This window comes from Bradyrhizobium sp. AUGA SZCCT0222 (assembly GCF_018130205.1).
Classification (GTDB): Bacteria; Pseudomonadota; Alphaproteobacteria; order Rhizobiales; family Xanthobacteraceae; genus Bradyrhizobium.
Genome location: NZ_JAFCLX010000021.1, coordinates 52,058 through 66,626, shown reverse-complemented (window position 1 = coordinate 66,626; position 14,569 = coordinate 52,058). Strand labels below are relative to the sequence as shown.

Annotated in this window: 11 protein-coding genes; 8 read left to right on the top strand and 3 right to left on the bottom strand. The window is 63.9% G+C overall.

Features of this window, described 5'->3' with window-relative positions:
* The first annotated feature begins 640 nt into the window (after nucleotides 1–640).
* Nucleotides 641–3,814: an Rne/Rng family ribonuclease gene (locus tag JQ629_RS19675; protein WP_212414064.1), complete on the top strand. Its 3,174-nt coding sequence runs from the start codon at nucleotides 641–643 to the stop codon at nucleotides 3,812–3,814.
* Between the two features lie 196 nt (nucleotides 3,815–4,010).
* Here the strand turns inward: JQ629_RS19675 and JQ629_RS19670 are convergent, their stop codons facing one another.
* From JQ629_RS19670 to JQ629_RS19660, 3 genes are all read right to left on the bottom strand, one after another.
* A complete protein-coding gene (locus tag JQ629_RS19670) occupies nucleotides 4,011–5,339 on the bottom strand; it encodes a dicarboxylate/amino acid:cation symporter (protein WP_212414063.1) in 1,329 nt (442 codons plus the stop codon).
* 62 nt (nucleotides 5,340–5,401) lie between these two features.
* Nucleotides 5,402–6,007, bottom strand: coding sequence for a biotin transporter BioY (locus JQ629_RS19665; protein ID WP_212414106.1), 606 nt, complete (start codon nucleotides 6,005–6,007; stop codon nucleotides 5,402–5,404).
* A gap of 108 nt (nucleotides 6,008–6,115) precedes the next feature.
* Nucleotides 6,116–7,303, bottom strand: a complete 1,188-nt coding sequence (locus JQ629_RS19660; RefSeq protein ID WP_212414062.1) for a pyridoxal phosphate-dependent aminotransferase — start codon at nucleotides 7,301–7,303, stop codon at nucleotides 6,116–6,118.
* 236 nt (nucleotides 7,304–7,539) lie between these two features.
* Here JQ629_RS19660 and JQ629_RS19655 point away from each other — a divergent pair, with 236 nt between their 5' ends.
* From JQ629_RS19655 to accC, 7 genes are all read left to right on the top strand, one after another.
* Nucleotides 7,540–8,940, top strand: a complete 1,401-nt coding sequence (locus JQ629_RS19655; protein ID WP_212414061.1) for a M48 family metalloprotease — start codon at nucleotides 7,540–7,542, stop codon at nucleotides 8,938–8,940.
* A 114-nt stretch (nucleotides 8,941–9,054) separates the two neighbouring features.
* On the top strand, nucleotides 9,055–9,822 hold the full coding sequence (locus tag JQ629_RS19650) for a DsbA family protein (RefSeq protein ID WP_212414060.1): 768 nt from the start codon (nucleotides 9,055–9,057) through the stop codon (nucleotides 9,820–9,822).
* Nucleotides 9,823–9,961: 139 nt separating this feature from the next.
* The gene (locus JQ629_RS19645) at nucleotides 9,962–10,894 is read left to right on the top strand and encodes a hypothetical protein (RefSeq protein ID WP_212414059.1); all 933 of its coding nucleotides are present in this window, start codon (nucleotides 9,962–9,964) and stop codon (nucleotides 10,892–10,894) included.
* 203 nt (nucleotides 10,895–11,097) lie between these two features.
* Entirely contained in the window at nucleotides 11,098–11,823 is a 726-nt protein-coding gene (locus JQ629_RS19640) for a DUF1236 domain-containing protein (RefSeq protein WP_212414058.1), read from the top strand.
* Nucleotides 11,824–12,058: 235 nt separating this feature from the next.
* Complete coding sequence (gene aroQ / locus JQ629_RS19635) at nucleotides 12,059–12,526, top strand: type II 3-dehydroquinate dehydratase (protein WP_192739825.1); 468 nt, start codon at nucleotides 12,059–12,061, stop codon at nucleotides 12,524–12,526.
* A gap of 68 nt (nucleotides 12,527–12,594) precedes the next feature.
* Nucleotides 12,595–13,086 (top strand): acetyl-CoA carboxylase biotin carboxyl carrier protein, encoded by a 492-nt coding sequence (gene accB, locus JQ629_RS19630; protein WP_212414057.1) that lies wholly within the window; start codon nucleotides 12,595–12,597, stop codon nucleotides 13,084–13,086.
* Between the two features lie 24 nt (nucleotides 13,087–13,110).
* A complete protein-coding gene (accC, locus tag JQ629_RS19625) occupies nucleotides 13,111–14,469 on the top strand; it encodes an acetyl-CoA carboxylase biotin carboxylase subunit (RefSeq protein ID WP_212414056.1) in 1,359 nt (452 codons plus the stop codon).
* Nucleotides 14,470–14,569 lie beyond the last annotated feature (100 nt).

Sequence of the window (14,569 nt, the reverse complement as noted above, 5' to 3'; positions counted from 1 at the left end):
TTGCCGTGCTGCGACGCTTCCCTGATGCTTCCCTTGCACCGGGCGGGCAATCCACGTATGTACGAGGTGCTGACGGCTAATACTCCCGGTTGTGTCGCGTTCAGCCTCCCGGTGCAGCGCCGGAACCTTCGAAGCCGAAGTTTCCTGCGTCTTTCCCGATCCCCTCCACCAGCCAGCGCTGCGCGCGGCTGACACGGAGTGGCGGTTTCGAGCCCGAGCGGCGTCCGCTCCCAGGTACTAACTTGCAAGGTACTATCTTGCTCCAGGGACGGTTTAAAACACGGCAGAACTGATTATCCGGACCCCAAACGGTCCGATATGCGATGGCCGGCGAGCGCTTTGGCGCCGCGCCGGGCCTTCAGCGATAGACACGGCGGTCAATTTTGCCGCCAACATGTTCAGACGGGCCGACGCTTGATGCGCCAGACTGTGTTGCCGACCAGGATCCACGGATCGATCGCGCCGATGCGAAGCGAGAGCTTCGCGCGTCGCCTTGTTCCGGTGGGTCCCCGTTCGGCGCGGCGCCAAGGTTTGCGTTTTGGCCTTCCCCTCACCCCCGAATCAGGTGGACCGTCGCGTCACCGGGCCGCGCAATATGCGCGCGCCTTGCACCGCGCCCGCCGCCGTCAAGAGCTCCAAAATGCCCAACAAGATGTTGATCGATGCCACCCACCCGGAAGAGACCCGGGTCGTCGTGGTCCGCGGCAATCGCGTCGAAGAATTTGATTTCGAGACCGCCCAGCGCAAACAACTGCGCGGCAATATCTACCTCGCCAAGGTCACGCGCGTAGAGCCGTCACTGCAGGCGGCCTTCATCGAATATGGCGGCAACCGCCACGGCTTCCTGGCCTTCAGCGAAATCCATCCCGACTATTACCAGATCCCGGTCGCCGACCGGCAGGCACTGATCGAGGCCGACGAACGCGCCCATCGCGAGGCCGAGGAAGAGAGCGAGAACCGCTCCTCCAACCGTCACCGCGGCCGTTCACGCCACCGCAACGCCCGCCGCCGCGGCCATGGCGAGCGAGTCCAGAGCGACGTCGTCGACAACGCCGCGATCGATCCGGCGCAGGCCGCCCAGCCCTATGAAGGCGAGGCGCAGCGCTTGCATGATGGCGCGCACCCCGACGAAGCCCACGCCCATGATGGCGATCACCATCCCGCCGATTCAGCCGAGCACGGCCACGATCATGGGCACGTTGCGCATCATCACGACGATCATTCGCATGAACAGGGTCATCCCCAGGAAGATCACGCCCAAGATCGCTCCCAAGATCGCGTCCAGGATCACGCCCCTGATCATGCCGCCGCCGAAGCCCCGGTAGCTTCATTCCAACCCGATGCGGCACCGGTTGAGGCCGTCGCCGCGCCGGCAGAGGCAACGTCCAGTTCCGAAAGCCACGAGGATCATGCGCATCACGACGAGCCGGCGCACGACGTAAGGCACGACGACGAACACGCGCTCGAAAACGCCGCCCATGCCGATGATGCGCCGCGCGCCGAGCATGCCGGCGAGGAATACGCCGCCGCCTCCCACGAGGATCGTGCCCCCGCGCCGGAAGGCGACGAGCAAGACGACGAAGCGCAGGACGATGAAGACGATGGCGACGATGCCGAAGAGGAAGTCGTCGAATCCGTCGGTGGCGACGATGTGCTCGAGGAAGTGCCGGAGCGCGCCTTCCGCCCGCGCCGCCAGTACAAGATCCAGGAAGTCATCAAGCGCCGCCAGGTCATGCTGGTGCAGGTCGTCAAGGAAGAGCGCGGCAACAAGGGCGCGGCGCTGACCACGTATCTGTCATTGGCCGGCCGTTACGCCGTGCTGATGCCCAACACCGCGCGCGGCGGCGGCATCAGCCGCAAGATCACCTCGGCCCAGGACCGTTCGCGGCTCAAGGAAGTGGTGCAGGATCTCGACGTGCCCGAGGGCATGGGCATCATCCTGCGCACCGCCGGCGCCTCGCGCACCAAGCCCGAAATCAAGCGCGACTTCGAATATCTGATCCGCATGTGGGAAACCGTGCGCGACATGACGCTGAAGTCGCAGGCGCCGACGCTGGTCTACGAGGAAGGCTCGCTGATCAAGCGTTCGCTGCGCGACCTCTACAACAAGGAAATCGACGAAATCCAGGTCGCCGGCCAGGCCGGCTATGATGAAGCCCGCGACTTCATGAAGATGCTGATGCCCTCGAACGTGCGGGCGGTCCGGCAATATCGCGACGGCCAGCCGCTGTTCTCAAGGATGGGCGTCGAGAGCCAGCTCGATGCGATGTTCTCGCCGACGGTGCAATTGCGCTCGGGCGGCTACATCGTCATCAACCAGACCGAAGCTTTGGTCTCGATCGACGTCAACTCCGGCCGTTCGACCCGCGAGCACCACATCGAGGACACCGCGCTCAAGACCAACCTCGAAGCGTCAGAGGAAGTCGCGCGGCAGCTGCGTCTGCGCGATCTCGCGGGCCTGATCGTCATCGACTTCATCGACATGGACGAGAAGCGCAACAACCGCGCGGTCGAGCGCAAGTTGAGCGACTGCCTGCGGCAGGACCGCGCCCGCATCCAGGTCGGCCGCATCTCGCATTTCGGCCTGTTGGAAATGTCACGCCAGCGCATCCGCGCCAGCGTGCTGGAGAGTTCGACCGAGCCCTGCGCACATTGCGGCGGCAGCGGCCATGTCCGCTCGGTGTCGTCGGTGGCGCTGCAATTGCTGCGCGGCATCGAAGAAATTCTGATGAAAGGCGCGACCCACAATCTGGTGGTACGCACCCGCACCGACGTCGCGCTCTACGTCCTCAACCACAAGCGCGGACATCTGCGCGATCTCGAAAACGCCTTCAAGGTCACGCTTGCGGTGGTCGCCGATCCCACCGTGGCCGGCCAGCAATCGTTCATCATCGATCGCGGCGAACAGGTGCACACGCTGGAAGCAGCCAAGGCCTTGCTCGCAGCGCAGGCCGCGGCCTCCCCGTCCCAGGTCGAGGAAGCCTATGACGACGAAGAGCCGTTCGATGTCGAAGGTGAAGTCGAGACCGAAGAGACCGAAGGTCTGACCGAGGAAGCCGCAGGCGGCGAAGAAGTCGCCGGTGAAAGCGAAGCCGACGGCCACCGCCGCAAGCGGCGCCGGCGCCGCCGCGGCCGTGGTGAGCCGCGCGAAGGCGCAGCCCCGCGCGACGACAATGACGCCCTGCGCGTTGCACCCGAAAGCGCCGATGGCGCGGTCACGGTTGCCGACGACGGCGAAGCCGACGACGACGAGGGCGACGAACAGGGAGCTGTTGCGCGCGGCGAACAGGGACCAAACGGCGAGCGGCGCCCGCGCCGTCGCGGACGTCGCGGCGGACGCCGCCGGCGTGGCGGCGGACCGGAAGACGGTCTCGCCGGATCGATCTCCGACGAACTCGGACCGACCCCGGTTTCGGAAGTCGCCAGCGCGGTAGCCGATTTCGACGGGCCCTCTTCTGAGCCGGCGCCGACATTGGTTGAACCCGAGCCCGTTTCGCAGCCGCCGCAACCGCAATGGCAGCCCGCGGAACACGCCTCGCTCGAAACCGTCAGCAGCGCGCCGACGCCGACGCCTGAGGAAACCGCACAGGAGGCCGACCGGGCCGCCGCGCGGCGGCGTTCGACGGTGCGCGAAAAAGTCTCGTTCCTGACCAGCGCCCCGTCCGAGCCAGCACCGGCCGTCAGCCATAGCGAGGCGGAGCCGGCGGCAACGGCCCCTGCTCCCGTGCCCGCTGAGCCCGCGCCTGCCGCAACCAGTGAAGCCGCGCCGCGCAAGGCCGGCTGGTGGTCACGGCGTTTCGGCAGCGGCGAATAAGGACGACCTAATAAGGACGACCTAAGTTCAAACGGAAAAACCGCCCGGTAACGCCGGGCGGTTTTTTTGTTGCAGCAACGCGATCTTCAATAGAGCGTTTTCCAGCGAAGTGGATACCGGTTCGCGTTAAGAAAACGCGTCAAATCAAGAATCTGGAGCCCCGTTCCGATTCATCGGAACGGGGCTCTAGCGATCGTCAATCGGTCGAGAGCGCGGTCTCCATGTCGGTCGGATCGATCTGCTTGTTGAGATTGGCATGCAGCTTCTCCTGATCGAGTTCGCCCTCCCACCACGACACCACGACGCAGGCGACGCCATTGCCGCAGAGGTTGGTCAGCGCGCGGCACTCGCTCATGAACTTGTCGATGCCAAGCACGATGGCCATGCCGGGCACCAGCCGCGGATCGACCACCGCGAGCGTTGCCGCCAGCGTGATGAAGCCCGCGCCTGTTATGCCCGAGGCACCCTTCGAGGTCAGCATCGCCACCAACAGGATGGTGATCTGCTGGCCCATCGTGAGATCGAAACCGAGCGCCTGCGCAATGAACAGCGTCGCCAGCGTCATGTAGATGTTGGTGCCGTCGAGGTTGAACGAGTAACCGGTCGGCACCACCAGGCCGACGACCGACTTCGAGCAGCCGAGCCGCTCCAGCTTTTCCATCAGCGAAGGCAGCGCGCTCTCGGACGACGAGGTGCCGAGCACAATCAACAGCTCGTCCTTGATGTAGGACAGGAACTTGAAGATCGAGAAACCGACCGTGCGGGCGATGGTGCCGAGCACGATAAAGACGAACAGCGCCGCGGTGACATAGAAGGTCGCGATCAGCCCGACCAGGTTCACGATGGCGCCGGTGCCGAACTTGCCGATGGTATAGGCCATGGCGCCGAACGCGCCAATCGGCGCGGCCCTCATCACGATCGCGATCACGCCGAACACCGCATGCGCTGCGTCGTCGATGAAGGAACGCAGGCTATGGCCACGCTTGCCGAGCGCCATGACCGAAAAGCCGAACAGGATCGAAAACAGCAGCACCTGCAGGATTTCGCCCTGCGCGAAGGCGCCGACGACGGTGTCGGGAATGATGTGCAGGAAGAAATCGACCGACTTCTGGGCCTCGGCCTGCTTGGCAAAGCCGGCGACCTTGGCCGCGTCAGCCATCGCGCCGCCAAAGCCATGGCCCGGCTTGACCACATTGCCGATGAGTAGCCCGATCATCAGCGCAAAGGTCGAGACGATTTCGAAATAGATCAGCGCCTTGATGCCGATGCGGCCGACCTTCTTGGCGTCCTGGATATGGGCGATGCCCGACACCACGGTGCAGAAGATGATCGGCGCGATCACCATCTTGATCAGCTTGATGAAGCCGTCACCGAGCGCCTTGATCCAGTCGTTGGTCGCGAGCGCCGGCCACAGCCAGCCGGTCAGCGCGCCGAGCACGATGGCGATCAGCACCTGGACGTAGAGAATCTTGTACCAGGGCCTGCCTGCGCTCACCGGCGCTTCAGCCGCAATCGTTGCCGCCATGACGTCTACTCCCGTTCGACCTGCGGCGTTCTGCCACACCCCCGCCCGCTAGCACAGCCAAATTATTTCGGCCAGCGGAAATCGGTGGCGTTGCGCCGGTGTCCGAACGGGATCTGACAGCGGCGGTCGAATGGGCAGCGGAACAAAGGTACGAGCGTAGCGCCGAGCGCGTTCTTGATCAGCGACGCCGCGATGAACGGCGCTATGCCGACCAGCCATGCCTTTTCTACGCCGAGCTTGATGCCAAATGCCAGCCAGGCGAACCCGGCCGCGAGAATGATGACGTGGCCAAGTCCCATGGCGATGAAAAGCAGAGGTATTGACCGATCCCAGCCACGCTCGCTCAGCCATCCCGTGACGAAGGCCGCCGCCACGAAGCCGTAGAGATATCCGGCCGTGGGCCCGAGCAACGGCGCAAGACCTCCGACGGGGCCTGCGAATACCGGAAATCCGATTGCGCCTTCGGCGAGATAGGCCACGATGGTTGCGCTGCCGAGGCGCCAGCCATAGGCCGCCCCGATCATCAATACGACCAGCGTCTGCAGCGTCATCGGCACATAGAACAAAGGCAGATTGACCTTCGCCGACAGGGTCAGCAGCGCGGTTCCCAATGCAATCAGGATCACGCCGCGCATCAGACCGGATCGATCTACAGGATGCGGCCACAGTACGGCGGCGAGCGGAAAATGCGGTGCAGCGACAGGCTGAGATGTGTCGGACAAGATGGTTCCCCGATTCAAATGGCAGATATGGATGATGATGGTGGCTGACGCGCCCTACCCGAGCCAGCGCGCGATGCGGCTCACGGCTTCGCGCATCTCGTCGGAAGAGCGCGCATAGGAGAAGCGCACAAAGGCGCGCCCGTGAATCGGGTCGAAATCGACGCCCGGCGTGGCCGCGACGTGGGCCTTCTCCAGCATCCGGCTGGCGAATTCAAAGCTGTCGGACGTGAATTGCGAGACGTCGGCGTAGAGATAGAACGCGCCATCGGCCGGCAGGAAATTGGTCAGGCCGGCTTTCGGCAATCCATCGATCAGGATGCGGCGGTTCTTTTGATAGCCGCGCTTGATCGCTTCCATTTCCGCCGCCCCCTGGAACGCGGCCTCCGCTGCGATCTGCGACAGCGTCGGCACCGAGATCGACAGGTTCTGCTGCAACCGTTCGATCGGCCGCACCAGCGGCTCCGGCACCACCATCCAGCCGACGCGCCAGCCGGTCATGCAGAAATATTTCGAGAACGAATTGATCACCAAGGCCTGCGGCGACAACTCGGCGGCGGACACCGCCGGAAATGCGTAATCGAGGCCGTGATAGATCTCGTCCGATATGAAGCGAATGCCGGCGCTCTCGGCCGCCGCCATCAGGCTGGTGAGCGCCTCCCGCGACATCATGGTTCCCGTCGGATTGGCGGGACTGCCGACCAGCACGCCCTTGAGCGGCGTCTTGCGATGCGCGGCCAGCAACGCTTCGCCGGTCAGCGCGTGGCGCGTCTCGCTCGTGGTCTCGATCAGCACCGGCTCGCAGCCGAGCGCGGTGAGGATGTGCCGGTACGGCGGATAACCGGGCACGGTCACCGCCACGCGGTCGCCCGGTTCGAACATCGCAAGGAAGGCCAGGATGAAGCCGCCCGACGAGCCCGTGGTGACCACGATCCGCTCGGGATCAACGCTGCAGCCGTAAGTATCGCGGTAGTGCCGGGCGATGCGCGCCCGCAGCGAGGGAATGCCGAGCGCGGAGGTATAATCGATCCGGCCGTCGTCGAGCGCGAGACGCGCCGCCGCCAGCGCGGTCTTCGGAGCCGGCGCTGCCGGCTGGCCGACCTCCATGTGGATGACGTGGCCGCCGGCCGCCTCGATGCGGGCCGCCGCCGCCATCACGTCCATCACCATGAAAGGCGGAACATCGCTCCGGCTGGAAGCCGTTAGCAGGGTTTTGGCGTGGTCCGTAAGAGTCGATTCGAGCATCGCTATCTGCAATTTGATCTGATAACGCCGATTTCGAGTTCCGGCACCCGTTACCGCCCCAGACCGGCCGTATTCGGTGGCTCCTTATAGCCCTTTCAAGCCAAGTGGATACCGGTCCGCGGGAAGAAAAAAGCGTCAAAACAAGAGACTGGCGTTCGGTTCTGATTTAATCAGGGCTGCCCGGCCCGACCGCCGATTGCCGCCAGTTCCGCCGCCAACGCCCAATAGATCGCTTCATGCTGTTCCGCCTCGCGCACCGCAAAACGACGCTGAAACTGACCGCCCTCGCCACGGCGGCCGCGCTTGTCATGACGCCGACGCTCGCGGCGGCCCAGAACAAGGGCCCCCCGGTGCTGCGCGATACCGAGTCGGAGCAATTGCTGCGCGACTACACAAGGCCGATCCTGCGCGCCGCCGGCATGGAGAAGCAGAACATCCAGATGGTGATCATCAACGAAGGCGTCTTCAACGCTTTCGTCGCCGACGGCCGCCGCATCTTCGTCAACTATGGCGCGATGATGCAATCGGAGACGCCGAACCAGATCATCGGCGTGCTCGCGCACGAGACCGGCCATCTGGCCGGCGGTCACCTCGCAAAACTTCGCGAGCGGCTGGCGGAAGCGCAGACCCAGATGATCATCGCCATGCTGCTCGGCGCCGGCGCCATGGTGGCGGGCACGCGCGGTGGCGGCAGCAGCGGCCTGGCCAATGCCGGCGCCGCCGCGATGTCGGCACCCGCCGAGGTGATCAAGCGCACCCTGCTTTCCTATGTGCGGCAGCAGGAGGAAAATGCCGACAAGGCCGGGGTGAAATTCCTCAATGCCACCGGCCAGTCGGCCCGCGGCATGTACGAGACCTTCAAGCGCTTCTCCGACGAGAGCCTGTTCGCGGCGCGCGGCACCGACCCCTACGTGCAGTCGCACCCGATGCCGGCCGAGCGCGTCCGCGCCCTGGAAGAGCTCGCGCGTTCCAGCCCCTATTGGGACAAGAAGGACGACCCGGCCCTGCAAATGCGCCACGACATGGTGCGCGCCAAGATCTCCGGCTTCATGGAGCGGCAGGACACCGTGTTCCGGCGCTATCCGCTGTCCAACACCGGCGTGCCTGCGCGTTATGCGCGCGCCATCACCACCTATCTGCATGGCGACCTGCGCAGCGCGCTGGCCCAGATCGACGGGCTGATCCAGCTGCAACCGGCCAATGCCTATTTCTACGAACTCCGCGGCCAGGCTTTGCTGGAAGGCGGCAAGCCGGCCGAGGCCATCGCGCCGCTGCGCAAGGCCGCACAGCTTTCCAACAACGCTCCGCTCATCGAGATGTTACTTGGGCAGGCGCTGGTGGCGTCCGACAACAAGGCCTACACCGAAGAGGCGATCGCGATCCTGCGCTCGGCACTGGCGCGCGAGACCGAAGCCCCGATCGGCTACATGCAGCTCGCGATGGCCTATGGCCGCAAGGGCGACTACGCGCAGGCCGATTTGGCATCGGCCCAGGCCGCCTACCTGCGCGGCGACAACAAGACCGCGCGCGACCTTGCCTCGCGGGCCAAGACGCGGTTCGCGATCGGGACCCCGGGATGGGTCAAAGCTGACGATATTGTGAGCGCCAAGCCGCTTCCCGGCCAAAGAAGCAACTAGCGCCGCTACCGGAAATAAACTGAGTTGCACTACAATCGAACCTGAACACCCAGCGTATTCCAAGTGCCGGCCTTCATGAGAACGGCCCGGAACTCGCCACCCAAGGATTTACCGATGCCTTTGCTCCGCTACCTTGCTTCCGCCCTGCTTGCGATCGCCCTGTGCGGCGCGTCGCTGCCGGCTTCCGCGCAGAGCTTCTCCGATGTCCAGCGCAAAGACATCGAGACCATCGTCCGGGAGTACCTGATCGCCCATCCCGAGGTGCTGGAAGAGGCGATGGCCGAACTGACCAGGCGCCAGTCCGCCGCCGAAGCCGAGAAGCATCAGGCCGGCATCGCCAAGAATGCCAATGCGATCTTCAACTCGCCGCGCAACGTGACGCTCGGTAACAAGGACGGCGACGTCACCTTCGTCGAGTTCTTCGATTACAATTGCGGCTACTGCAAGCGCGCGATGCTCGACATGATGGAATTGATGAAGGGCGATCCCAAGCTGAAGGTCGTGCTCAAGGAATTCCCGGTGCTGAGCACAGGTTCAGTCGAAGCCGCCCAGGTCGGGGTCGCGGTGCGGATGCAGGATCCGACCGGAAAGAAATATCTCGACTTCCACCAGAAGCTGCTCACCGGCCGCGGCGCCGCCGACAAGGCCCGCGCGCTTGCGGTCGCCAAGGAAGCCGGCCTCGACATGGCCAGGCTCGAAAAGGATCTGGCAAGCCCCGAAATTCGCGCCACGCTCGAGGAGAACATGAAGCTCGCCGAAGCCATGGGCATGAATGGCACCCCGAGCTATGTGATCGGCAAGCAGGTCGTGATCGGCGCGGTCGGCGTCGAGACCCTCAAGGAAAAGATCGGCATCGCCCGCTGCGGCAAGGCGACCTGCTGAAGCCAGACGCCGGGTATCATTCGACGGACAAAATCCGGCTGCATCGCAGCCGGATTTTTTTTGCCCGCACGCTTGCTGCGACTGAACCGCGGCGACGCTGCCAGCCACTAAGAGGGCTCGAACCAACAGGACCCCCCGCATGAGCCTGGCGCCGCCAAACACCGCCTACGACCTCGAACTCCTCAAGACCGCGCCCGCCCGCGGGACCGATACCGATCACGGCTGGTGCTACGGCCTGCCGCCCGGAATTAGCGAGAGCCAATGGCCGCTCAGCCCATATGACGGCTTTCCGATGCAGCCCTGCTTCACGCTGAAGCTGCCCGCGCAGTATCGCACCAAAGGCGCGGACTATGTCGCGCTCACGATGTTCGCCGATCAACAGCATGACGAGCCGCGCGAAGTCGAAGCCGTGGCCGAATATCTGGCGTCAGAGGCTTCGGACCGTCCGGCCGATCCCGATCTGTTGCCGTTCTGGCTCTACAAGCAGAACCGGCACCGGATGGAATTCCGGATGAAGGACGAGATCGACCACAATTTCGCAGCGATCTGGCTGACGGAAGCCGAGTTCGCAGGACCGCTGTGTCAGCCCCCTCGCCTCGCCGGCAACGCGCTGCTGCACGCGAATCCGCCGCCGCCCTGGTTTGAGAGCGGTTCGGCGCGCGCGGTGTTCGATCTTCAGATCGGCCGCTATGACAACGTCGACGAAATCGTCAACAAGTACTGGTACCGGCTGTTCGGGCGCGTGCCCGAGATCGGCCACCACGCCTACGGCATTGCGCTCGCTGTGCGCGACGGCGATCCCAATGTCGGCCGTCCGCCGCGCGACAAGCTTTTGCACAAGGATGAACTCGGCGACTACATCGCGCCCTACAGCAAGGACGCCGAGCGGTTCGAACTGGAGCGGCTGTCGGGGCGCAATCATCTCGGCGGCACGATGTTTCCCTCCCAATGGACGCCGAAATACAGCGCGACCTATCTCGAAATCGAAGAACACTTTGGCGGCTTCAATTTCGGTGGCGGCAACGCTCAGCTCGATCTCGAAACGATGGAGTTCGACTGGGCCTGCGGTTAACAGCGTTTTCTAGCGAAAGCCTGCCCCGCACTTGATGCGGGGTGGGCAGCCGGTACGGGTCAAGAAAACGCGTCTTGCCAAGTTGAGTTTCAAATTCACCCCGCATTCATCAAACTAATCTGATGGAACCGCGATTGGACAGGAACATCGCACATCTCCTTTCGTTGTCGGTGCGGGCAATGCATCCACGTGAGGAGAATTCTATGTCTAATCGTTTTCTGATTTCTGCCGCCGTCGCGGCACTGATCGCCGGAACGGGCTTTGCAAATGCGCAGGGTACCGGCATGAGCAAAGAGTCGCCGTCGGCTGGTCCCGCGACCCAGCAGACCGCACCGTCACCGGGCGGAGCTGGCACGATGCAGCGCGATCCCGGCGGCGCTTCCGACATGAAGGGCGCAAAGGGCGCGGAGTCCAACGAGAAGATGCCGTCCAGCAAGAGCGCGCAGGACACCAAGTCGCCGGCGGGTGAGAAGTCGAAGAGCATGAGCTCCGAGACCGAAACCAAGGGCGGCAAGGACATGAAGGCCGAGGGCCGCGATAGCAAGAGCGGCATGGACAAGAGCGCAACCGACAGCAAGAGCGCGACCGACAGCAAGACCGGCACCGCCCAGACCAAGGGCGCGGCCGACACCAAGGCGCAGACCACGGGCAACGCCGCGACTTCGGCGACCGCAGCACCTCCGGCTGAAAAGCGCTCCCAGATCACGACCGCCATCAAGTCGGAGACGAGCATCAAGGAAACCACCAACGTCAACTTCAATATCTCAGTTGGCACGCGGGTTCCGAGTTCGGTCCAGTTCCATCCGCTTCCGCCCCGGATCGTCGAGATCTATCCGGAGTGGCGTGGCTATCAGGTGATCCTGGTTGGCGGCCGCTACGTCATCGTGCGCCCGCAAACGTATGAGATCGTCTACATCATTGAAGGCTAATCGCTTTCAAAGCAGGCGACATTTTGGGGGTGGGCACAATTGCCCACCCCTTTCGCGTCATGGAAGGCACCCTTTAACCTTGGTTAATGAGCGATTTCCGTAGGTTCCACAGGCCTTTTTACGAACCGGATGAGGCGCTTGAAGGGTGTTCAAAACCCCCATCAGGCTTCCCCTTGGCCGCGTTGTTACCTATAACCCCCCGCGACCGACCCGCCCCCTTTTGCTGGAATTCTGGATGGCCCAGGCCCCTGCCCCGACAATCCTTGTGCTCAACGGCCCGAACCTCAATTTGCTGGGGACGCGCGAGCCCGAGACCTATGGCCATGCCACCCTCGCCGATGTCGAGAAATTGTGCGCGGAGACGGCCACTCAATTCGGCCTCGTGGCCGATTGCCGGCAGTCCAACCGCGAAGGCGAGCTGATCGATTTCATCCACGAGGCCCGCGCCAAGAAAATGGTCGGCATCATCATCAATGCCGGCGGCTATTCCCACACCTCGATCGCGCTGCATGACGCGCTGGTCGGGGTGAAGATCCCGACCGTTGAAGTGCACATCAGCAATATCCACGCCCGCGAGAGTTTCCGGCACCATTCGTTCACGGCCAAAGCCGCCTTCGCATCGCTGTGCGGGTTCGGCATCGACGGCTACCGGCTCGCAATCAACGGCCTTGCCGCCAAAATCGGCGTCAAGGCAAAAGCCTGACATCAAGAGCCCGCATCAAAAGCCTGGCGCTTCAGCCGTCATCACCCAGAGAATTCCGGACCCCGCATATGGCGAGCAAGCCTGACACCAAATCAGCCGCAAATTTCAAGAGCGACGACAGTGCGCTGATCCGCGAGCTGGCGTTGCTGCTGGATGAAACCAGCCTCACCGAAATCGAGATCGAGCGCGCCGGCCTGCGGGTGCGCGTGGCGCGCAACATCACCGTCACAGCTTCGATGCCGGGCAATTACCAGCAGGCCCCGTCGGCGCACGCCGCACCGGCCGCGAACGTGACCCCGGCGGCGATCGCCGATCTGGCCAAGCATCCCGGCGCCGTCCCCTCGCCGATGGTCGGCACCGCCTATTCGGCGCCCGAACCCGGCGCCAAGCCGTTCATCGAGGTCGGCACCAAGGTGTCGGTGGGACAGACCCTGCTGATCATCGAAGCCATGAAGACGATGAACCAGATTCCATCGCCGCGCGCGGGCACCGTGACGCAGATTCTCGTCGAGGACGGCCAGCCGGTCGAATTCGGCGAGCCGCTGGTCATCATTGAATAGAATCCGTCAACGTCAGGCGCTGCGATGTTCGACAAGATCCTGATAGCCAATCGCGGGGAGATCGCGCTGCGCGTGCTGCGCGCGTGCAAGGAACTCGGCATCTCCACGGTCGCCGTGCATTCCACCGCCGACGCCGACGCGATGCATGTGCGGCTTGCCGACGAAAGCGTCTGCATCGGGCCGCCGCCGTCAAAGGACAGCTATCTCAACATCCCCTCGCTGCTCGCGGCCTGCGAGATCACCGGCGCCGATGCCGTGCATCCCGGCTACGGCTTCCTGTCCGAGAACGCCCGCTTCGCCGAGATTCTCGCCGAGCACAATCTGCATTTCATCGGCCCGAAGGCCGAGCACATCCGCCTGATGGGCGACAAGATCGAAGCCAAGAAGACCGCCAAGAAGCTCGGCATTCCCGTGGTGCCCGGCTCCGATGGCGCGGTCGGCCCCGAAGACGACGCGATGGCGATCGGCAAGGCGATCGGCTTTCCGGTGCTGGTGAAGGCCGCTGCCGGCGGCGGCGGACGCGGCATGAAAGTCGCGCACACCGCTGATGAGCTGTTGATGGCGCTCTCGACCGCCTCCAACGAGGCCAAATCCGCGTTCGGCGACGCTTCGGTCTATCTCGAGAAATACCTGACCAAGCCGCGCCACATCGAAATCCAGGTGCTGGGCGACGGCCGCGGCGGCGCCATCCATCTCGGCGAACGCGACTGTTCGCTGCAGCGCCGCCACCAGAAGGTCTGGGAAGAAGGCCCCTCACCGGTTCTCTCTGCCGCCGCGCGCGCCAAGATCGGCGCCACCTGCGCCAAGGCGATGCAGGACATGAAATATCTCGGTGTCGGCACCATCGAGTTTCTGTACGAGGACGGCGAGTTCTATTTCATCGAAATGAACACCCGCATCCAGGTCGAGCATCCCGTTACCGAAAGCATCACCGATATCGATCTCGTGCTGGAACAGATCCGCATCGCCGCCGGCGGCGACCTGCCGGTGACGCAGGACGAAGTCGCCATCATCGGCCACGCCATCGAATGCCGCATCAATGCGGAAAACCCGGAGACCTTTCGTCCCTCACCGGGAAAGATCACGCAATTCCATGCACCCGGCGGCCTCGGCGTCCGGATCGATTCCGCCGTCTATCAGGGTTACGTCATCCCGCCCTATTACGACTCGCTGGTCGGCAAGCTGATCGTTCACGGCAAGACCCGCGGCGAATGCCTGATGCGGCTGCGCCGCGCGCTGGACGAGATGGTGGTCGAAGGTATCGAGACCACCCTGCCGCTGTTCCGCGCCCTGGTCCGCGAGCCCGGCATCATCGACGGCGACTACCATATCCATTGGCTCGAGCAGTATCTCGCCGGCCAGGCGGCGAAGACCAAGACCTGAAGACCAAGACCTGAACACCAAGACCTCCTGAAAATCGCCGCCTGAAATGCCGGGCGGCGCATGGAACCGATCGGTTCCCTCGGGCGTTGAGCGGGTGTTG